17 protein-coding genes are annotated in these 20,053 nt (G+C 72.6%); 12 read left to right on the forward strand and 5 right to left on the reverse strand.

Annotation, left to right across the window (positions count from 1 at the left end):
* The first annotated feature begins 112 nt into the window (after positions 1-112).
* The 7 genes from O7611_RS10815 to O7611_RS10845 are packed head-to-tail and all read left to right on the forward strand — an operon-like array spanning position 113 to position 7,855.
* Complete coding sequence (locus O7611_RS10815) at positions 113-2,947, forward strand: Na+/H+ antiporter subunit A (protein WP_194800004.1); 2,835 nt, start codon at positions 113-115, stop codon at positions 2,945-2,947.
* Positions 2,944-3,411, forward strand: a complete 468-nt coding sequence (locus O7611_RS10820) for a Na(+)/H(+) antiporter subunit C (protein WP_194800005.1) — start codon at positions 2,944-2,946, stop codon at positions 3,409-3,411. The genes O7611_RS10815 and O7611_RS10820 overlap by 4 nt, the downstream gene beginning before the upstream one ends.
* The gene (locus O7611_RS10825) at positions 3,408-4,979 is read left to right on the forward strand and encodes a Na+/H+ antiporter subunit D (RefSeq protein ID WP_194800006.1); all 1,572 of its coding nucleotides are present in this window, start codon (positions 3,408-3,410) and stop codon (positions 4,977-4,979) included. Before O7611_RS10820 ends, O7611_RS10825 begins: the two co-directional genes overlap by 4 nt.
* Positions 4,976-5,575, forward strand: a complete 600-nt coding sequence (locus tag O7611_RS10830) for a Na+/H+ antiporter subunit E (protein WP_194800007.1) — start codon at positions 4,976-4,978, stop codon at positions 5,573-5,575. The genes O7611_RS10825 and O7611_RS10830 overlap by 4 nt, the downstream gene beginning before the upstream one ends.
* Positions 5,572-5,835 (forward strand): monovalent cation/H+ antiporter complex subunit F, encoded by a 264-nt coding sequence (locus O7611_RS10835; protein WP_135239653.1) that lies wholly within the window; start codon positions 5,572-5,574, stop codon positions 5,833-5,835. Before O7611_RS10830 ends, O7611_RS10835 begins: the two co-directional genes overlap by 4 nt.
* The gene (gene mnhG / locus O7611_RS10840) at positions 5,832-6,230 is read left to right on the forward strand and encodes a monovalent cation/H(+) antiporter subunit G (RefSeq protein WP_194800008.1); all 399 of its coding nucleotides are present in this window, start codon (positions 5,832-5,834) and stop codon (positions 6,228-6,230) included. The genes O7611_RS10835 and mnhG overlap by 4 nt, the downstream gene beginning before the upstream one ends.
* Before the next feature lie 32 nt (positions 6,231-6,262).
* On the forward strand, positions 6,263-7,855 hold the full coding sequence (locus tag O7611_RS10845; RefSeq protein WP_269696732.1) for an amidohydrolase: 1,593 nt from the start codon (positions 6,263-6,265) through the stop codon (positions 7,853-7,855).
* 43 nt (positions 7,856-7,898) lie between these two features.
* On the opposite strand, the gene O7611_RS10850 is transcribed toward O7611_RS10845, so the two are convergent.
* The 5 genes from O7611_RS10850 to O7611_RS10870 all read right to left on the reverse strand — a co-directional run bounded on the left by O7611_RS10850 (position 7,899) and on the right by O7611_RS10870 (position 13,270).
* A complete protein-coding gene (locus O7611_RS10850; protein WP_269696733.1) occupies positions 7,899-9,608 on the reverse strand; it encodes an exo-alpha-sialidase in 1,710 nt (569 codons plus the stop codon).
* Between the two features lie 185 nt (positions 9,609-9,793).
* A complete protein-coding gene (locus O7611_RS10855; protein ID WP_194800011.1) occupies positions 9,794-10,792 on the reverse strand; it encodes an ArsR/SmtB family transcription factor in 999 nt (332 codons plus the stop codon).
* Between the two features lie 120 nt (positions 10,793-10,912).
* Positions 10,913-11,407, reverse strand: a complete 495-nt coding sequence (locus O7611_RS10860; RefSeq protein WP_194800012.1) for a hypothetical protein — start codon at positions 11,405-11,407, stop codon at positions 10,913-10,915.
* A 60-nt stretch (positions 11,408-11,467) separates the two neighbouring features.
* Positions 11,468-12,415: a hypothetical protein gene (locus O7611_RS10865; RefSeq protein ID WP_194800013.1), complete on the reverse strand. Its 948-nt coding sequence runs from the start codon at positions 12,413-12,415 to the stop codon at positions 11,468-11,470.
* Positions 12,416-12,538: 123 nt separating this feature from the next.
* The gene (locus tag O7611_RS10870) at positions 12,539-13,270 is read right to left on the reverse strand and encodes a FadR/GntR family transcriptional regulator (protein ID WP_194800014.1); all 732 of its coding nucleotides are present in this window, start codon (positions 13,268-13,270) and stop codon (positions 12,539-12,541) included.
* Positions 13,271-13,408: 138 nt separating this feature from the next.
* Between O7611_RS10870 and O7611_RS10875 the strand changes: the two genes are divergently transcribed.
* The 5 genes from O7611_RS10875 (at position 13,409) to O7611_RS10895 (ending at position 20,051) form a co-directional block, all read left to right on the forward strand.
* Positions 13,409-15,034 (forward strand): ABC transporter substrate-binding protein, encoded by a 1,626-nt coding sequence (locus O7611_RS10875; protein ID WP_269696734.1) that lies wholly within the window; start codon positions 13,409-13,411, stop codon positions 15,032-15,034.
* A 103-nt stretch (positions 15,035-15,137) separates the two neighbouring features.
* The gene (locus tag O7611_RS10880) at positions 15,138-16,094 is read left to right on the forward strand and encodes an ABC transporter permease (RefSeq protein ID WP_013285836.1); all 957 of its coding nucleotides are present in this window, start codon (positions 15,138-15,140) and stop codon (positions 16,092-16,094) included.
* Positions 16,094-18,052 (forward strand): dipeptide/oligopeptide/nickel ABC transporter permease/ATP-binding protein, encoded by a 1,959-nt coding sequence (locus tag O7611_RS10885; protein WP_269696735.1) that lies wholly within the window; start codon positions 16,094-16,096, stop codon positions 18,050-18,052. Before O7611_RS10880 ends, O7611_RS10885 begins: the two co-directional genes overlap by 1 nt.
* Positions 18,049-19,116: an oligopeptide/dipeptide ABC transporter ATP-binding protein gene (locus tag O7611_RS10890; protein WP_269696736.1), complete on the forward strand. Its 1,068-nt coding sequence runs from the start codon at positions 18,049-18,051 to the stop codon at positions 19,114-19,116. Before O7611_RS10885 ends, O7611_RS10890 begins: the two co-directional genes overlap by 4 nt.
* Entirely contained in the window at positions 19,113-20,051 is a 939-nt protein-coding gene (locus O7611_RS10895) for a dihydrodipicolinate synthase family protein (protein ID WP_194800018.1), read from the forward strand. Before O7611_RS10890 ends, O7611_RS10895 begins: the two co-directional genes overlap by 4 nt.
* Positions 20,052-20,053 lie beyond the last annotated feature (2 nt).

A 20,053-nucleotide genomic window follows, 5' to 3' on the forward strand; every position in this document is an offset into this window, starting at 1 on the left:
CCCGAAACGCAGCGGAGCCGACACGACACGTTCGCGTGATTCTCTCGACATACCGCCTCGCCGAATCGCCGGTTAGGGTTGACGTACCGCAGGTCGATCTTGAGGAGTGTGTGTGCTGGTTCTGGTGGCGGTCCATGCGTTCGCAGCCGTGACCGCCCCCGTGCTGGTACGCCTCCTCGGTCGGCGGGCTCTCTACCTGCTGGCGGCCGTCCCGGCGGCGGCCCTGATCTGGGCGGTGACCCGCACCGAACCGGTCCGCGCGGGCCGGCCCGTCGTCGAGACCGTCACCTGGGTGCCGCAGCTCGGTCTGGAACTCGCACTGCGCATGGGCACGCTGTCCTGGCTGCTGGTGCTGCTCGTCGGTGGGGTCGGCGCCCTCGTGCTGGCCTACAGCGCGCGCTACTTCCGTTCCGACGATCCCGGCCTCGGCCGGTTCGCCGCGGTGTTCGTCGCGTTCGCCGGCGCGATGCTCGGCCTGGTGGTCTCCGACGACCTGCTGCTGCTGTACGTGTTCTGGGAACTCACCACCGTCTTCTCGTACCTGCTGATCGGCAGCGACCCGACCAAGCGGGCCAGCCGCCGCGCGGCGATGCAGGCGCTGCTGGTGACCACGCTGGGCGGCCTGGCGATGCTCGCCGGGTTCGTGATGCTCGGCCAGCACGCCGGCTCGTACCGGTGGTCGGAGATCGCCGGGAACCTGCCCGAGGGCGGCTACCTCACCGTCGCGCTGGTGCTCGTCCTGCTCGGCGTGACCAGCAAGTCGGCGATCTTCCCGTTCAGCTTCTGGCTGCCGCGCGCGATGGCCGCGCCCACGCCGGTCAGCGCATACCTGCACGCCGCCGCGATGGTCAAAGCGGGCGTGTTCCTGGCCGCGCTGATGGGCCCGGCGGTGGGCCAGACCACCGTGTGGCGCGGCGTCCTGCTGGCCGGCGGCCTGATCACGCTGTTCCTCGGCGGCTGGACGGCGCTGCGGCAGGTCGACCTGAAGCTGCTGCTGGCGTACGGCACGGTGAGCCAGCTCGGCCTGCTCATGGTGATCCTCGGCGCGGGCACCCGGGACACGGCGCTGGCCGGCGCCGCGATGCTGCTGGCGCACGCCCTGTTCAAAGCCACACTGTTCCTCGTCGTCGGCGTCGTCGATCACGTCACCGGCACCCGCGACCTGCGGGAGCTCAGCGGGCTGGGCCGGCGCGCGCCGGTTCTGGCGGCGGTCGCCGGACTCGCGGCCGCCTCGATGGCGGGCCTGCCGCCGCTGATCGGCTTCGTGGCCAAGGAAGCAGCGCTCGAGGCGTTCCTGCACGGCGGCACCACCGAACTGGTCGTGCTCGCCGGGGTGGTGGCCGGCTCGGCGCTGACCGTCGCGTACACCGCGCGGTTCCTGTGGGGCGCGTTCGCCGCCAAGCCCGGCGTCGCGGAGACCCGGCCGCACCGGATCGAGCCGGCGTTCATCGGCCCGGCGGCGGTGCTCGCCCTCGCCGGTCTCGCGGTCGGCGTCCTCGCCCCGGCGGTGGACCGGGTGCTGGCCCCGTACGCCGATCAGTTCCCGACCGCCGACCCCGGCTACCACCTGGCCCTCTGGCACGGCCTGACCCCGGCGCTGGGCCTGTCGGCGCTGGCGGTGACCGCCGGTCTCGGGCTGTTCCTGCTGCTGCACCGGCGCCGGCCCCACCTGCCGCGGCTGCCGTTCGACGGTGCCACCGGCTACGACCGGCTGGCCGGCGCGGTCGACCGCGCGGCGGTCGAGCTGACCGGCGCCACCCAGCGCGGCTCGCTGCCCTTCTACCTCGGCGTCATCCTGCTGGTGCTGGTCGTGCTGCCCGGTGGCGCGGTGCTCGCCGGCGCGCCGTGGGTCAGCCGGTTCCAGCTCTGGGACACCCCGTTGCAGGCCGTCGCCGGCGCGGTCATCGTGGTCGCGGCACTGGTGGCCGCGCGCGCCCGCCGCCGGCTGACCGCGATGATCCTGGTCGGCGTGACCGGCTACGGCACGGCGCTGATGTTCATCCTGCACGGCGCGCCCGACCTCGCGCTCACCCAGTTCCTGGTGGAGACCGTCACGATCGTGATGTTCGTGCTGGTGCTGCGTCGCCTGCCGCGCCGGTTCTCGGCCCGCCCGATCCGCGCCACCCGGCGGTTCCGGGTCGCGCTCGGCGTCGCCGTCGGCGTGGTCACCGCCGGGATGGCGTACGTGGCCGCGGGAAGCCGGACCGCCACGCCGATCTCGGTCGGCTTCCCGGACGAGGCCGTCTCCTACGGCGGCGGCAAGAACGTCGTCAACGTGACGCTCGTCGACATCCGGGCCTGGGACACGATGGGCGAGATCGCCGTGCTGGTGGTGGCCGCCACCGGCGTGGCCAGTCTGATCTTCCGCCGCTCCCGCGCGCTGGACCTGCGCAGCGGCATCCCCGGCGCCGGCCGGCAGCAGTCGTCGCGCCCGCGCTGGCTGACCAGCGGCGCGACCTCCCGGCAGCAGTCGGTGATCCTCCAGGTGGTCACCCGCCTGCTCTTCCACGCCATCCTGCTGTTCTCGATCTACCTGCTCTTCTCCGGCCACAACGCCCCCGGTGGCGGCTTCGCCGCCGGGCTGGTCGCCGGGCTGGGACTCGCCGTGCGATACCTGGCGGGCGGGCGTACCGAACTCAACGGCGCCGCACCCGTCGACGCCGGCCTGGTGCTCGGCGCGGGCCTGTTCGTCGCGGTCGGCACCGGCGTGGCCGCGATGCTGCTGGGCGGCGAGTTCCTGCAGAGCGCGACGCTCGACTTCCACCTGCCGCTGCTGGGCCACGTGCACTTCGTGACGTCGGTCTTCTTCGACGTCGGCGTCTACCTCATCGTGGTCGGCCTCGTCCTGGACATCCTGCGCAGCCTGGGCGCCGAGATGGACCGCCAGGAGGAGGTCGACGAACAGGAGACCGAACCGGCCGGCGTACGGGAAGAGGAGCTGGTGTGAGCCCGAACATCCCCAACCTGGTCTACGTCGTGGTCATCGGCGTCCTGTTCGCCACCGGCGTCACCCTGCTGCTGGAACGCAGCCTCACCCGTGTCCTGATGGGGGTCATCCTGCTCGGCAACGGCGCCAACCTGCTGCTGCTCACCGGCGGCCGGGCCGGCGGCCCGCCGATCGTCGGCACCACCGTCCAGGAGGACATGTCCGACCCGCTGCCCCAGGCGATGGTGCTGACCGCGATCGTGATCACGCTCGGCATGACCGCGTTCCTGCTCGCGCTGGCCTATCGGAGCTGGCACCTCAACGGGCACGACGAGGTGCAGGACGACGTCGAGGACCGCCGGATCATGGAGCTGGCCGACCGGGACGAGGGCCCGGGCACCTCGGACTCGGACACCGTCGACGCCGCCGACGGCAGCCCCGAGGCCCGGGTGCTCGCCGCCGGTGAGGCGGAGGCCGTCCGATGACCTGGCTCGTCCCGCTGCCGGTGGTGATGCCGCTGCTCGGCGCCGCCCTCACCCTGCTGCTCGCCCGCCGGGCCCGCGCCCAGCGGTGGGTCAGCATCATCGTGCTCGCCGCCACCGTCGCGGTGGCCGCGATGCTCCTGGTCCGCTCCTCGCTGGACGGCCCGCTCGTGGTGGAGGTGGGCGGCTGGGTGGCGCCGATGGGCATCGTGCTCGTCGCCGACCAGCTCGCCGCGCTGATGCTCGTGGTGTCCGCCTCGGTCACCCTGTGCGTGCTCGTCTACTCCATCGGGCAGGGCATGGCCGACGGCAACGAGGAGACGCCGCTGTCGGTCTACCACCCGACCTACCTGGTGCTGACCGCCGGCGTGTGCAACGCCTTCCTCTCCGGCGATCTGTTCAACCTCTACGTCGGCTTCGAGATCCTCCTGGTGGCGAGCTACGTGCTGCTCACGCTGGGCAGCACCGAGACGCGGATCCGGGCCGGCACCACGTACGTCGTGGTCAGCTTGCTCTCGTCGCTGATCTTCCTGGTGGCGATCGGTCTGGTCTACTCCGCCACCGGCACGCTGAACCTGGCGCAGCTCGCCGACCGCCTGGACGCGCTGCCCGACGACATCCGCCTGGTGCTGCAGGGCATGCTGCTGCTCGCCTTCGGCATCAAGGCGGCGGTGTTCCCGCTGTCGGCGTGGTTGCCGGACAGCTATCCGACCGCGCCCGCGCCTGTCACGGCGGTCTTCGCCGGCCTGCTCACCAAGGTCGGCGTGTACGCGATCATCCGGACCGAGACGCTGCTGTTCCCCGGCGGCCGCACCGCCGACCTGCTCATGGTGATAGCGGCGCTGACCATGGTGGTGGGCATCCTCGGCGCGGTCGCGCAGTCGGACATCAAACGGCTGCTGTCGTTCACGCTGGTCAGCCACATCGGGTACATGCTGTTCGGGGTCGGCCTGACCACCCCGCTCGGCCTGTCCGCGGCGATCTTCTACGTGGTGCACCACATCACCATCCAGACCACGCTGTTCCTCGCCGCCGGCCTGGTCGAGCGACGCGGCGGCAGCACCGCGCTGGACCGCCTCGGCGGCCTGGCCCGGCTGTCACCACTGCTGGCGGTGCTGTTCTTCGTGCCCGCGCTGAACCTGGCCGGCATACCACCGTTCTCCGGGTTCCTCGGCAAGCTCGGCCTGGTCCAGGCCGGCGTGGACGACGGCGGGTTCCTGGCCTGGTCGCTCGTCGCCGGGGGACTGCTCACCAGCCTGCTCACGCTCTACGCCATCGCCCGGGTGTGGAACCTCGCCTTCTGGCGGGCGCCGCACGCGGACATGCCGCAGCCCGGCGACGCCGAGCAGGCGGCCCGCACCGACGGCGCCGAGCAGCCGCACGACGGCCCGTCGCCGGCCGGTGCGGTGCTGCCCCGGCTGATGACCGTGTCCACCGCCGCCCTCGTGGTGCTCGGCCTGGCGTTGACGGTGGTGGCCGGGCCGCTGTTCGACATCAGCACCGACGCCGCCGACGACCTGTTGCGCCGTGCCCCGTACGTCGAGGCCGTGTTCCCGGAGGGACCGCCGTGACCAGTCAGCCGAAAGCGCCGCTGACCCGCCGTGACCGCTGGCGCAACCGGGCCATCGCGGTGACCGGCCTGGTCACCGTCTGGGTGCTGTTGTGGGGCACCTTCAGCTGGGCCAACGTGATCAGCGGACTCGTGGTCGCGGCGGTGCTGCTGGTCGTCTTCCCGCTTCCCCCTGTCACGTTCGCCGGCCGGATCCGGCCGGTACCGCTTCTGCGGTTCGTGATCCGCTTCCTGTACGACCTGGTGGTCGCGTCCGCCCAGGTGGCCTGGCTGGCCGTCCGGCCCGGGCACCCGCACTCGGCGATCATCGCGGTGCGCCTGCGGGTGAACACCGACCTCAACCTCACCCTCAACGCCGAGGCGCTGTCGCTGGTGCCGGGCAGCCTCATCCTGGAGGCCGACCGGAGTACCGGGACGCTCTACGTGCACGTCATCGGGATCCGGAGCCCCGACGAGGTGGAACGGTTCCGGCGCAGCGTGCTCGAGCTGGAGGCGCGCATCGTCGCCGCCGTCGGCTCGGTCGAGGAGCGCGACCGGATCCGCCACGACGAGGCCGAACCCTCCGGTTCGGTCGAACTGGAAGGAGCACCGACGTGACCGTCGTCGCCGTGATCGTCACCGCGCTGCTCGTCGCGGCCGGTGGACTCACCCTCGTCCGCATCATCCGCGGGCCGTCCATCCTCGACCGGGCCGTCGCCACCGACGTGCTGCTCGCCGTCGCGGTCGCGGCCATCGCCACCGAGGCGGCCTACAGCCGGGACGCCACCGCGCTGCCGGTCCTCGTCGTCCTCGCCCTCGTCGGTTTCGTCGGATCGGTGAGCGTCGCCCGGTTCGCGTCCCGGAGAAGCACGAAGTGACCGCCGACGCGATCCTGGACATCGTCGCCGGCGTCTGCCTGATCGCCGGCGCGCTGCTCTGCCTCGCCGCGGGCATCGCGCTGGTCCGCTTCCCGGACGTGCTGTCGCGGATGCACGCGGCGGCCAAGCCCCAGGTGCTCGGGCTGCTGCTGGTGCTGCTCGGCTGCGCGCTGCGGCTGCGTACCGGGGTGGACATCACCACGCTGGTCCTGGTCGGCCTGTTCCAGCTCGCCACCGCCCCGGTCGCGGCGCACATGGTCGGGCGGACCGCGTACCCGCACGACGACATCCGGCGGGACCTGCTGATCACCGACGAGCTGGCCGATCACATCGACCGGATCCGCGCGGACCGGGCCGGTGAGCCGGAGGAGACGGCGCCGGTCCGCACGTCCTGACCCTCCGTACGAGCGCCGAGGCAGGGGAGCCCATGAGCGGCACGGTCTACGAGAACGCCCGCATCCACACCCTCGACCCGGACCGCCCGTACGCCGAGGCGATGCTGGTCCGCGGCGAGCGGATCGTCGCCGTCGGTGACCTCGCCGACTGCCGGGACCGGGCCGGCGGCGGCGCGCGGCGGGTCGACCTCGGCGGGGCGGCCGTGCTGCCCGGGCTGATCGACAGCCACATCCACGCGGCGTCCTACGTGCGCGGGCTGGACCAGGTGGACCTGCGCGGCACGGCGAGCCTCGACGAGGCGCTGACCCGGATCGCGGGACACGCCGCCACGCTGCCGCCGGACGCCTGGCTGCTCGGCGGCGGGTGGGACAGCAACAGATGGACCCGGCCGGTGCAGCCGGCCCGCACCGACCTGGACCGGGTCTGCCCGGACCGGCCGGCGGCGCTGCCGAGCATCGACGGCCACACCATCTGGGTGAACACCGCCGCCCTGGCCCGCCTCGGCATCGACGCCGCCACCCCCGACCCGCCCGGCGGGCAGATCGCGCGGGACGAGCACGGCGAGCCGACCGGCATCCTGCGCGAGGCGGCGGCCGACGCGGCGTACGCGGTGGTGCGCTCCCCGCACGCCGGTGACCTGGTGGCGCAGCTCCGCGCCCACCTGCCCCGGCTGCTCGCCGCCGGTCTGACCGGCATCCACGACCTCGACGGGCAGGACGCCCGCGCCGCCTACGAGACGCTGTACGCCCGGGGCGAGCTGCCGCTGCGGGTGCACAAGACGATCCCCGCCACCGCCCTGGACGAGGCGATCGACGCCGGCTGGGCCACCGGGGACGGGGACCGCTGGCTGAGCACCGGCCCGGTGAAGATCTTCACCGACGGCGCGCTCGGCTCGCACACCTGCCTGATGACCGAGCCGTACGACGGGGAACCCGGCAACCACGGCATCGCCGTCACCCCGGCCGAGGAGTTCGAGCGGCTGGTGGCGACCGCCGCCGGGGCGGGGATCGCGGTGGCGGCGCACGCCATCGGCGACGCGGCGAACCGGATGGTGCTGCGGGCGTACGCACGCTGGCGCGAGTCGGCCGGCCCCGGCCCGGTGGCGCGGCTGCGGCACCGGATCGAGCACACCCAGCACCTGCTGCCGGACGACGTCCCGCTGCTCGCCCGCCACGGCGTGATCGCCTCGATGCAGCCCACGCACTGCACCAGCGACATCCCGCTCACCACCCGGATGCTCGCCGGCCGGGGCCTGGCGTCGTACGCCTGGCGCAGCCTGCTCGACGCCGGGGCGACTGTGGCGTTCGGGTCGGACGCCCCGGTGGAGGACCCCGACCCGTTCTTCGGCATCCACGCCGCGGTGACCCGGCAGCAGCCCGGCGGCACCCCACCCGGCGGCGTCGACCCGCACGAGCGGCTCGACCTGGACGCCGCGCTGCGCTGCTTCACCGAGGCCGGAGCGTACGCCTCCTACGAGGAGCACCTGAAGGGCCGGCTGCGCCCCGGCATGCTCGCCGACTTCATCGTGCTGCCCACCGACCCGTACCGGGTCGAACCGGCGCGGCTGCGGGACCTGACCGTGGCGCTCACCGTGGTCGGTGGCGTGGTCCGCTGGCAGCGCTGACCGTGTCCCGCCCGGACGCCGCTGTCCGGGCGGGACACTGCGGTCAGGCGCCCTTCACCCAGTCGAGGCTGAACCGGGCGAAGTAGATGCCGCCGGTGTCGCCCACCTCGTACAGGTTGCCGACAGTGCCGTCGGCCAGGACCGCCATCGTCGAGTAACCGGCGCCGCCGGGCTTGACCAGCGCCCGCGCCGGCCAGGTCGCGCCGTCGTCGGTGGACAGCCGGACGGTGAGGTCGTTGCGCGCGCTCGGGTGCGCGTTGTTGCTGAACAGCGCCGTGCGGGTGCGTACCGGCGCGCGGTTCGCGCCGACCTCGGCCGGGCGCAGGTAGGACATCTCGTCGGCGTTGCAGAGCGGGTCGGTCAGCACGGCGCTCGCCGTCGCCGGACCGAACGTCGCGGCGCCGTCGGTGGAGGTGGCGTAGAAGCGGCTGCGGGTCGAGTTGTGCCGCATGTTCTGCATCACTGCGCCGGTGCCGCGTTCGATCGCCTTGCTCTCGTTGATGTTCGCGCCGGCGGATCCGCCGCGGCGCCAGGTCGCGCCGTGGTCGTCGCTGTAGATGTTCGCGGCGTGGCTGGTGCCCGCGGCGTCCCGGTAGGCGATCGGCTGGATCAGGCGGCCGGTGCTGGTCTGGATGCCGTGGCCGGAGGAGAAGAACACCTGCCGCCAGGTGGGGTCCTTGACGGCCGGGTTCAGCTCGACCGGGGCGCTCCAGGTGGCGCCGTCGTCCCGGCTGGTGATGTAGCGCAGATGCATGCTGTTCGGGTCGTCGGCGGTGTTCAGGCCGGAGCCGCCGGACCAGAAGCTGATGCCGGGCCGGGGGGAGTAGGTGAAGAAGCAGTAGACGACGCCGGTGGCGCGGTCCACGAGCAGGCTGGGGTCGCCGACGCCCTCGCTGGTGGTGGGCGGCGCGTGGATGACGCGGGGCTGCTCGAAGGTGCGCCCGCCGTCGGTGCTGCGGATCATCACGATCTGGATGTTGTTGGTGCCGCCGCCGAGGTCGTACGAGCCGTTGACCCGGGCGTCGGCCACGGCGATGACGGTGCCGTTGTTGCTCACGGCCAGGCCGGGGATGCGGACCGAGGCGACGGTGCCGTTGTAGCGGCCGTTCGCGCCGTTGAGGTCGCGGATCACTGTCTGCGTGGTCAGCAGCGTGGTGGTGGCGAGCTGCGGGTTGCCGGCGGCGAGGTCGCAGGAGGTGGTGCCGCGCAGCGTGGTGTCGAAGCCCGGCGCGGTGACCCGCAGCGTGTACGGCGTGCCGGCGCCGACGGTCCAGTAGTGCAGGAAGTTGCCGCCGGCGGCGATGGTGCGGGTCCACGGCGAGCCGGTGCGTCCGGGCCAGGTGACGGTGAAGTCGCGGGCCGTCGTGGTGCGGTTCTCCAGCGCGAGCTGGAGGCGGCCGTTCGTGCAGTCGAAGCCGGCCAGCGCGGACATGGCAGTGCCGCAGTGGAAGATGCCGCCGGTGGTCTCGTCCAGGCCGGTCGGGGTCGTCGTGCGCAGTGTGTACGGCGTGCCGGGGGACAGCGTCCAGTACAGCTCGGCGCTGCCACCGGCGGCGACCGTGCGGGTCCACGGCGAGCCGGAGCGACCGGGCCAGGTGACGGTGTAGGTCTGCGTCGTGGCGCTGCGGTTGTCGAGGTCGAGCAGCAGCCGGCCGGCGGTGCAGTCGGCACCGACGGTGGCTGTCACACCGGCGGGGGCGGCGGCCTGGGCAGCGGTGGCGGGCAGTACGGAGAGGAGGGTGAGGGCGGCCACCGCGAGGACGGTTGCGCGGCGCGGTATGGCGCGGCGAGGGGACACGTGGTTCCTTCCGGACGGGGGAGGGGGAATCGGACTTAGCTATAAGACGTCAGATGTCCGATGTCTGCACGCTAGGCGGATTCACCCCGGCCCGTCAAGGATCGGTTGCGGTCGACGTCCCCGTCCGGCCCGGGGAGTCGTCAGCGGTCCGGTCCGTGCGTCTCGCCGAGCAGTGCCTCGCCCATCGCGGTGAGCCGGTGCAGCACCAGGTTGCCGTGCCGCTGGCTGGTGATCAGTCCGGCCTCGCGCAGGATGGTGGTGTGATGGCTGGTGGTGGCCGGCGAGATGCGGGCACGCCGGGCCAGCTCGCCGGTGGTGGCGCCGCTCGCGGCGGCGCGCAGGACCGCGACCCGGGTGTGGCCGAGCAGCGGACCGAGCCGGCGTTGCGGGCCGGCCGGCGGCGTCGGTTCCGCTCGCTGCCGGCGCGCCGGATAGACGAGCGTCGGCGGCAGGTCGGGGTCGGCCAGCGTGATCGGCGCGTGCCAGCAGAAGTACGACGGGACCAGCGTGATGCCCCGGCCGTCGAGATGCATGTCCCGGTCCTCCGGGTAGCCGTGCACGGACAGCACCGGCGGATCCCAGGAGGTCTCCGGGCTCAGGTCGTCGAGGATCTGCCCGGCGCCGTTGTCGAGGACCCAGGCCCCGCGCAGCGCCCGGTCGCCGGAGACGGCGGAGGTGATCTGCGTCCAGTAGGGAGCGAGCGCGACCCGGAAGTAGGCGCGCAGCGCGTCGCCGAGGCCGTGCCGGGCGGCGAGCCGGCCGGCTGCCAGGTCGCTCATCCACGCGCCGTCGACGGGCGTCACCATCCGCCCGAGTTCGGTGCGGATCCGCCGGGCCGGGGTGCCGAGCACCCGGTCGATCCCCTCGTCGAGGTCGGTGACGGGGCCCGGTGTGAGGAAGTCCGGGAAGTAGCGCTTGAGCGGCGCGACGGGCAGGAGCCGCTCGCGGACGACCGGGACGAGACCGGCGCGCTCCAGGTCCGGACGGATCTGCCGGTGCCACCGGGCGTAACCCGCGTAACCGGCCCGGGTCTGGAGGCGGTGCAGGCTACAGATGATCTCCCACAGTGGATCCGGCCGGGCCGCCAGCCGGGTGCGGCTGAGGTCCCCGGCCGTGAAGTGGATGCGTAGCGTCCCCATGACGCACAGTGTTCCGACGCGCGCCGCCGCGCTCAGTCTCGTCCACGACATTGACGTATATCGCTGGATTGGACGCGGCGGGGCGGCAGCCGCACGGCTGCCGCCCCGCCCTGTCCCAGCTCAGCCCGCGCTGCAGCTCGTACGCCACCGGTGGGAGGCGATGTTGTCGTTTGTGGTCTCCCCGTAGCCGCCCCGCGTGGAGCCCCAGTTGAAGGTGTGCTGGGTGAGGTTGTCCCACACCTCGCCGGCGCCGAGACACGCGTACGCGCCGGTGTAGTCGGGGTGGATGTAGAGGGCGACCGGCCGGCCGGTGTTGGAGTCGTTCCAGGCCGAGGACGCCAGGTTGCGCATGCTTGCCCGGTTGTTGTAGTCGCAGTTGGCGTTCTCCGCCGTGTTGATCGTGTCCCAGTTGTTGTCGGCGTTGTACCACCAGCACCACCGGCCGGCCCAGTTGGCGTCCTGGCTGACGTACAGGTAACCGCTGCCCGCGGCGGCACGCTGCGCCGTGTCCGCGTGCGGGGTCGGCCGGGGCGCGGCCTGGGCGGCGGTGGCGGTGAAGGCCAGCGCGGCTGCCGCCGCGACCACTGTGGCCAGCGCGGACCGTAGTGCTCTCATGGTGTTTCCCTTCAGTCGGGTCCTTCCGTGGCGGGCCGCCACGGACGTCGTGGGGGTGGGTCAGCCGGCGGCCAGCACGGCGCGTGCCAGCGGCAGCGCGGCGGCCTCCAGGCGGAGGCGTTCGGCGACCTCGGTGTGGAACCGCCTGTCGAGGGCGGCCCGATGCTCGGCGTCGAGCCGCCGGGCGAGCGGGCCGAGCCCGGTCCGGGCCGCACAGGTCGCCTCGGCCACCGCCAGCCTGATCTCGCCGGGCGTGGCGGAGCCGGCAGCCGGCTCGGGCACCGACGCGCGGGCCGATGCCGGGTCGGCCACGTCGTGCCCGTCGGCGTGCATGCACCGCCGCCACGCCCGTACGCCGTCGGCGTAGCGGGGGTCGGCGAGCACCCGGCCGACGCGCAGGCCGGCCAGGTTGTCCGTGACTTTCGTGGCGCGGTACCAGCCGGGCAGGTCGCGGTAGAGCTGCCGCTCCGCCTCGGACGTGCAGCTGTGGCTGCTGCGGCGCAGCACGCCGCCGGCCGGCAGCGTCGCGCGCAGGGCGTCGGGCTCGCCGGGGTCGCCGTTGACCGCGCGTACGGCGGCGGCGCCGCGTTCGGGGGGCAGCTCCCGGACGTACCGGGCGTTCGGGTCGGCCGCCATCGCCTCCTGGAGGCGGCGTTCCAGGGCGCCGCCGTATCCATACCGGCGGGCGTAGGAGACGTCGTCGAGGCCGTACGGGAATTCTCGCAGCTCCGGCACCGGCTGCCGGGGAACCGGCCAGTAGCGGAAACCGCGACGCTGCATGCAGTCGCGGATCAGCACCTGCGTGGCGGCGTACCGCACGTCGGCGGCCGGGGCGGCGGCGGGCAGGACCGGTACGGCGGCGGCACTCACCGCGGGCGCGCGCTGACTCTCGGGCGGCGGCGCGACGTCCGGGCGCGCGCCCAGCGCCCCGGCCACCGCCGCCGCGAGGGCGGCGGGGACCGCGACGGCGTACCACCTCGACCGCGCTCGGCGCGACACCACCGCCATGACGTGCACCTCGGCTGTCCGGGGCGCCCGGTGCGCCCGTCAGAAGACAGCTTCGGTGCGGGGCGTGCGCCGGGACAGAGACCTTCGATCAGGCTCGAACGACAGGTCCCGGCGTACGGCGGATCAGGTCTGTGCGGCGCGGGCGATGCTCGCCCGGATGGGCGCGTAGTGCTCGGCGACGGCCGATCGCAGCGCCGCCGCGTCGGCGGCGGTGAGGGCGGCGACGATCGCCTGGTGCCGCTGGGCGGTGATGACCCGGTCCTCCGGCTCGGTCTGCAGCGTGGGCGCGACGATGGCCTGCACCTGCCAGAACGCCTCGGTGAGCTGGACCAGCAGGTCGTTGCCGAGGGGTTCCATCAGCTTCAGGTGGAAGGCGCGGTCGACGTCGAGGAAGTCCTCGCCCCGGGCGGCCCGGCTGTGCATCTCGTCGGCGAGCGCGGACAGCTCCGAACGGTGCCGCTCGTCCAGGGCGTCGATGACGGTGGCGGCCAGTCCCTGCTCCAGCGTCTGGCGGATGTCGACGACCTGGGCCAGTACGTGGTGGTCGTCCTCGCCGCTGAGCAGGCCGCGGAACGTCAGGCTCTCCACCAGGGCGTTGAGGGACATACGGCCGACGAACGTGCCGTGGCCGTGGCGCACCTCGACGATGTCGAGCGCGGAGAGGATCTTCACTGCCTCGCGGACGCTGGAGCGGCTGGCGCCGACGGCCTCGCACAGCTCCGTCTCGGTGGGCAGGAGGTTCCCCGGCTTGAGGCGGTTGCGCAGGATGTACTCCTTGATCCTGGTGGCGACCTCCTGTCGGCGAGGGCTGGGCCGCTCGGCGCCGCGTAGCGGACTGGCGTCAATGGTCGTCATCTGCCCCTTGCCCTTCGTTCCCGAATCTGACACCCTCACCCTACCGGCATCAGACGTCAGACGTCATACACCTTATGCTTCACATCCCCGAGCGCGAGCGGTCACGCGAGCGCATGAAGAGCCTATGGAGGCAGCTACGTGAGCACCACCGGTAAGCCGTCGAGGAGCCGGCGCGCCCTGCGCGGCCGCGTCCGCTCCCTGACCGTCGCCTCCCTCGCGGGCGGCCTCGCGGTCGCGCTGGCGGCCTGCAGTGGCGGTCCCGCCTCGACAAACGCCGTGGGCGACGGGAAGGGGGGCACGTCCATCGAGGCGACGCTGGCCTTCACGCTCTCCAGCGGTTTCGATCCCAGCAACGCCTCCTCGGCCGTGGCGACAGCGGTCAACCAGCACGTCTTCGAGGGCCTCGTCGACCTCGACCCGATCACGCGGGAACCCTACAACGCCCTGGCCAAGAGCGACCCGACCCCCGGGGCCGACGGCCGGACGTACACCGTGACGCTGCGTGACGGGGCGAAGTTCTCCGACGGCACCCCGGTCACCGCCGAGGACGTGGCCTGGTCCTTCACCCGCGTGCTCAAGCCCGCGGACCCGAAGGCGCCGCCGCTGATGCAGGGCTTCGTGTCGTTCCTGGACACCGTCACCGCCAAGGACGCGACGACCGTCGAGTTCACGCTGAAGTACCCGTTCGCGCTGTTCAGCGAGCGGATCTCGGTCATCAAGGTCGTCCCCAAGGCCAAGACCGGTGACCCGGCCGCGGCCAAGGCGTTCGACACCGCCCCGATCGGCTCCGGCCCGTTCAAGGTGGACAGCGCGTCCAAGGAATCCGGCATCAAGCTGAGCAAGAACGCGAACTACAACGGCCCGCGCGCCGCCAAGGTCGAGACGATGACGTGGAACACCACCACCGAGGCGTCGGCCCGCGTGTCGGACCTGCAGGGCGGCCGGGTGCAGGCCATCGAGGCCGTGCCGTACCTGAACGTGGACTCGCTCAAGGACAAGTACACGATCGACGTGAAGCAGGCCTTCAACCAGGTCTTCCTCATGTTCAACAACTCCGCCGCGCCGTTCAGCGACAAGCGGGTGCGCCAAGCCCTGCACTACGCCATCGACAAGGAGGCGGTCATCAAGACCGCGCTCAACGGCTACGGCAGCCCGGCGACGAGCTACCTCGACGAGGGCAACAAGGCCTACCAGAAGGCCGCCACCGTCTACGACTACAACCCGGACAAGGCCAAGGCCCTGCTCCAGGAGGCCGGCGTCACCAACCTGTCGTTCCGGCTCGACACCACCGACAGTTCGGTGGTCAAGGACGTCGCCCCGCTGGTCATCGAGCAGTGGAAGAAGATCGGCGTCAACGCCACGCTCAACACCGTGCCGTCCTCGGCCATCTACGGCGACATCGTCCCCAAGGACACCTTCCGGGTGCTCATGGCCACCGGTGACCCGAGCGTCTTCGGCGTCGACACCGACCTGCTGATGCGCTGGTACTACTTCGGCGAGACCTGGCCGGGCCAGCGCTACCGCTGGAGCGACGCCGACCGCAAGGCCATGAGCGACCTGCTCGACAAGGCCGCGCAGACCTCCGACGAGACGGCCCGCAAGGCGCTGTGGAAGCAGGCCCTGGACATGGCGGCGGACCAGGTGCCGCTGTACCCGATCCTGCACACCAAGGTCGTCACCGCGTACGACCCGGCCAAGGTGGACGGCTTCTCCGGCGCTTCCACCACCGGCCTGTACTTCCTGGGCACCGGCCGGACCGGCTGAGCCCGCGCTCGGGGTTCCGGCCCCGCAGGCGTCCCGCCCGGCCCCACGTGACCCGTGCGGCCGGGCGGGGCGTCCCGGCGCCCCGCCACGAGAAAGAGAATCCATGCTGACCGTCCTGAACCTGGTCGCACGACGATTCCTGACGCTGATCCCCCTGGTGCTGGGCATCACGCTCTTCGTCTTCGTGATCATGCAGTTCTCCCCGATCGACCCGGCGTTGTCCGTCCTCGGTGACCAGGCCACGCCGGCGCAGGTCGAGGCGTTCCGCGCCGCCAACGGCCTGAACGACCCGCTGCCGCTGCGCTACCTGCACTTCCTCGGCGACCTCGTCCGCGGCGACCTCGGCATGACGTTCCCGCCGTCGGTCCCGGTCGCCGAGAAGATCGCCATGGCGCTGCCGCTGACCATCCAGCTCACCGCGCTCGGCGTCGTCGGCGCGCTCGTCATCGCGCTGGCGCTCGGCATCCCGGCCGCCCTGTACCGGGACCGCTGGCCCGACCAGGTCATCCGGATCGTCTCCATGGCCGGCATCGCCACGCCCTCGTTCTGGCTGGCCCTGCTGTTCATCCAGGAGTTCTCGGTCCGCCGGCCGATCTTCCCGACCGGCGGCTACGTCAACCCCGCCGACTCGGTCGGTCTGTGGTTGCAGTCGCTGGCCATGCCCGCGCTGGCGCTTGCCGTACCGGTCGGCTGCTCGCTGGCCCGGATCGTCCGGACGTCGATGGTCGAGGAACTCGACAAGGACTACGTCCGCACCGCGATCGGCGCCGGACTGCCGCCGCGCGTGGTGATCGGCCGTAACGTGCTGCGCAACGCGCTGGTCAACCCGCTCACCGCGCTCGGCCTGCGGATCGGCTACCTGATCGGCGGCACCGTCGTCATCGAGGCGATCTTCTCGCTGCCCGGCATGGGCACCCAGATCATGAGCGCCGTCCAGCAGAACGACACCGCGCTGGCCCAGGGCACCGTGCTGACCATCGCGCTGTGCTTCGTCCTGGTGAACCTGGTCGTCGACATCCTCTACCTCTTCGCCAACCCCCGACTGCGCGGAGGCCACTGATGCGCCGGTCCCTCACCACGCGGCTGTCCCGCCCCGGCATGGCCTTCGCCCGGCTCGGTCTCGCGGCCCGGTTCGCGCTCGGCTTCGTCGCGCTCATCGTCGTCGTCGGCGTGCTCGCCCCGCTGCTGCTGCGTCACGACCCCACCCAGACCGGGCTCGGACCGGCGCTGACCGGCCCGAACGGTGACTTCTGGTTCGGTCTGGACAAGCTCGGCCGGGACGTCTTCTCCCGGCTGGTCGCCGGCACCCGGCGCTCCCTGATCGTCGGGTTCGGCGCGGCCGGCATCGCGCTGGTGCTCGGCGCGATCCTCGGCGCGATCGCCGGCAGTAGCCGGACCGTCGTCGACGAGATCATCATGCGCTGCCTCGACGTGGTCATGGCCTTCCCCACGATCGTGCTCTCCGCGCTGCTGATCATCTCGTTCGGCAAGAACAGCCTGCTGGTCCTCGTCATCGCGATCGGCTTCGTGTTCACCCCGTCGGTCGCGCGCATCGTCCGCGCCAACGTGCTGTCCCAGTACGGCGAGGACTACGTGGCCGCCGAGCGGATCATCGGCGCCCGGCGGCCGCACATCCTCTGGCGGCACGTCCTGCGCAACTGCGCCGCGCCGATCCTCGTCTTCGTCACCGTCATGGTGGCCGACGCGATCGTCTTCGAGGCGTCGCTGTCCTTCATCGGCGGCGGCCTCGCCCCGCAGGAGGCGGCCTCCTCGTGGGGCTCGGTGATCGCGTTCGGCAAGGAGATGGTGCAGATCGGCGGCTGGTGGGCCACGTTCTTCCCCGGCCTGCTGATCCTGCTCACCGTGCTGGCGCTCAACGTGCTCTCCGAGGGCATGTCCGACGCGTGGGCCGCCCCGGCCGCGCGCCGTGTCACGTCCACCACCAGCGGCGACGCGCTGGAGCAGGCGAAGCCCGGCACCGGCGAGGTGGTCGAGCTGCCGGACCTCGCCGAGGCGGCGCGGCGGCTGCGCGAACGCGCCCGCCCGCTGCCGCAGGGCAAGCCGGTCCTTCAGGTCAGCGACCTGTCCATCGGCTTCGAGGGCCGCCACCGCGGCGTGGACATCGTCGACGGGCTCTCCTTCGACGTCCGCCCCGGCGAGGTCGTCGGCCTGGTGGGGGAGTCCGGCTCGGGCAAGTCGCTCAGCGTCCTGGCGGTGATGGGCCTGCTGCCGCAGGGCGCCCGGGTACGTGGCGAGATCCGCTTCCAGGACACGAACCTGCTGAAGCTGAACGCCAAGGGCCGCCGTGCCCTGATGGGGCGCGAGATCGCCATGGTCTACCAGGACGCGCTGTCGGCGCTGAACCCGGCGCTGCGCGTCGGCGCCCAGCTCGCCCAGATGATCCGCCGCGGCGGCACCCGCTCGGCCGAGGAGCTCATGCGGCTGGTCGGGCTGGATCCGCAGCGCACGCTCGCCGCGTACCCGCACGAGCTGTCCGGCGGGCAGCGGCAGCGCGTGGTGATCGCCATGGCGCTGTCCCGCGATCCGAAGCTGATCATCGCGGACGAGCCGACCACCGCGCTCGACGTCACGGTGCAGGCCCAGGTGATGAAGCTGCTGCTGGACCTGCGCGAGCGGCTCGGCTTCGCCCTCATCCTGGTCAGCCACGACCTCGCCCTGGTCAGCGACGTCTGCGACCGGGTCGTGGTGATGTACGGCGGCCAGATCGTGGAGACCGGCGTGACCGCCGACGTGATGGAGGCGCCCGCCCACCACTACGCCCGCGGCCTGCTCGGTTCCGTCCTGTCCCTGGAGACCGGCGCGGAACGGCTCACCCAGATCCGCGGCGTGGTGCCGTCACCGGCCGACTTCCCGAAGGGCTGCCGGTTCTCCGACCGCTGCCCGATGGCGACCGAGATCTGCCGGGGCACCGCGCCCGCCCTGGAGGGCACGGACGGCCACGGGTACGCCTGCCACCACCCCGCCGTCACCGTCAGCGAGAAGGAGCCGGCCCGATGAGCGCCACCGCCGAGCACCGGCCGATCGCCGAGCTGAGCGACGTGCACGTGGTGCACGCCTCGCGCGGCGGCGGCATGTTCAGCCGGGAGAAGGTCTACGCGCTCACCGGCGCCGACCTGGTCATCCGGGCCGGCGAGACGGTCGGCATCGTGGGCGAGTCCGGCTGCGGCAAGTCGACGCTGGCAAAGGTGCTCGTCGGCCTGCAACGGCCGACCGCCGGCACGGTGTCGTTCGCCGGCAAGGACGTGTGGTCGATGAGCGCCGCCGAGCGGCGCGAGCACATCGGCGCGGGCGTCGGCATGATCTTCCAGGACCCGGCCACGTCGCTGAACCGCCGGATGCCGGTACGCGACATCCTGCGCGACCCGCTCGACGTGCACCGCCGGGGCACCCGGCAGCAGCGCGAGCAGCGGGTGACCGAGCTGATGGCCCTGGTGGGCCTGCCCCGCTCGGTCGCCGACGTGCTGCCCAGCCAGCTCTCCGGCGGGCAGCGCCAGCGGGTGTCCATCGCCCGCGCGCTGGCCCTGGAACCGGGTCTCGTCATCGCCGACGAGCCGACGAGCGCGCTCGACGTGTCGGTGCGGGCCCAGATCCTCAACCTGCTGCTGGACCTCAAGGACCGGCTCGGGCTGGCGATGGTGCTGGTGTCGCACGACATCCAGACCGTCAAACGGGTCAGCGACCGGGTCGTCACCATGTACCTGGGCCGCATCGTCGAGCAGACGCCCGCCGCCCTGCTGCCCGAGGGCGGCCGGCACCCGTACACCAGGGCCTTGTTCTCGGCCACGCCGGGCCTGCTGTCACCGATCGAGCCCATCCCGCTGGTCGGTCCGGTCCCGTCGGCCACCCGGCCGCCGAGCGGCTGCCCGTTCCGGACCCGCTGCTGGGCCGCCACCGACGGCTGCGCCGTGGACATGCCGGCGCCGCGCCCCGCCGAGGGTGAGGGCCACGAGTTCCGCTGCCACCACCCGGTGCCCGCCGGAACCGCGAACACCGAACTGGTCGCGCTCGCCACCTCGGCGACCGGCCGCACCACATCTGAGTCTGTCGAGGAGAACCTGTGACCACCCCAGCCCCGCGGTTCGCCGGAGTCGTGCCGCCGGCCGTGACCCCCCTGACCGATGAGGGCGAGGTCGACGTCCACTCGCTGGAACGGCTGGTCGAGTGGCTGCTCGACGCCGGCGTCGACGGCATCTTCGCCCTCGGCAGCTCCGGCGAGACGGTCTTCCTCACCGACCGGCAGCGGGACCTGGCCCTGGAGACCATCGTGAAGACCGCCGGCGGCGCCGTGCCGGTCATCGCCGGCTGTATCGAACCCACCACCCGCCGGGTCGTGGAGCGCGCCGAGGCGTCCACCCGGCTGGGCGCGGACGGCCTGGTCGTGACCGCGCCGTTCTACGCCATCGTCGGCCCGCACGAGATCGAGCGGCACTTCCGGGCCGTCGCCGCGGCGGTCGAGCTTCCGCTGCTGGCGTACGACATCCCGGTCTGCGTGCACAGCAAGCTCTCCGTCGACCTGCTGACCCGGCTCGCCGCCGACGGCGTGCTGGCGGGCGTCAAGGACTCCAGCGGCGACGACGTCGCGTTCCGCCAGCTCGCGCTGGCCGTCGCCGAGCACGCGCCGGAGCGCGACTTCAGCCTGCTCACCGGCCACGAGGTGGTGGTCGACGCGATGATGCTCGCCGGTGGCTCCGGCTCGGTGCCCGGACTGGGCAACGTGGACCCGGCCGGGTACGTGCGGCTGCACCGCGCCTGCGTGGCGGGCGACTGGACCGCCGCCCGCCGGGAGCAGGACCGCCTGACCCGGCTGTTCCGCATCGTCGACGCGGCCGACCCGGCCACCTCGGCGGGCGCCACCCGGGGCGTCGGCGCGTTCAAGACCGCACTGTCCCTGCTCGGCGTCATCGCCGGCAACGCGGTGTCGCTGCCGCTGCGGCCGCTGGACGCGGCCGAGACGGGCCGCGTGCGTACCCAGCTGGAACTGGCCGGGCTGCTCTGACC

The sequence above is a fragment of the Micromonospora sp. WMMC273 genome, assembly GCF_027460285.1.
Taxonomy (GTDB): Bacteria; Actinomycetota; Actinomycetes; order Mycobacteriales; family Micromonosporaceae; genus Micromonospora; species Micromonospora aurantiaca.

Excerpts from the sequence above, each read along its gene's own strand:
- O7611_RS10845 (WP_269696732.1), top strand. The coding sequence starts at position 6,263 with ATGAGCGGCACGGTCTACGAGAACGCCCGCATCCACACCCTCGACCCG.
- O7611_RS10885 (WP_269696735.1), top strand. The coding sequence starts at position 16,094 with ATGCGCCGGTCCCTCACCACGCGGCTGTCCCGCCCCGGCATGGCCTTC.
- O7611_RS10865 (WP_194800013.1), bottom strand. The coding sequence starts at position 12,415 with ATGGCGGTGGTGTCGCGCCGAGCGCGGTCGAGGTGGTACGCCGTCGCG.
- O7611_RS10870 (WP_194800014.1), bottom strand. The coding sequence starts at position 13,270 with ATGACGACCATTGACGCCAGTCCGCTACGCGGCGCCGAGCGGCCCAGC.
- O7611_RS10825 (WP_194800006.1), top strand. The coding sequence starts at position 3,408 with ATGACCTGGCTCGTCCCGCTGCCGGTGGTGATGCCGCTGCTCGGCGCC.
- O7611_RS10880 (WP_013285836.1), top strand. The coding sequence starts at position 15,138 with ATGCTGACCGTCCTGAACCTGGTCGCACGACGATTCCTGACGCTGATC.
- O7611_RS10855 (WP_194800011.1), bottom strand. The coding sequence starts at position 10,792 with ATGGGGACGCTACGCATCCACTTCACGGCCGGGGACCTCAGCCGCACC.
- O7611_RS10890 (WP_269696736.1), top strand. The coding sequence starts at position 18,049 with ATGAGCGCCACCGCCGAGCACCGGCCGATCGCCGAGCTGAGCGACGTG.
- O7611_RS10860 (WP_194800012.1), bottom strand. The coding sequence starts at position 11,407 with ATGAGAGCACTACGGTCCGCGCTGGCCACAGTGGTCGCGGCGGCAGCC.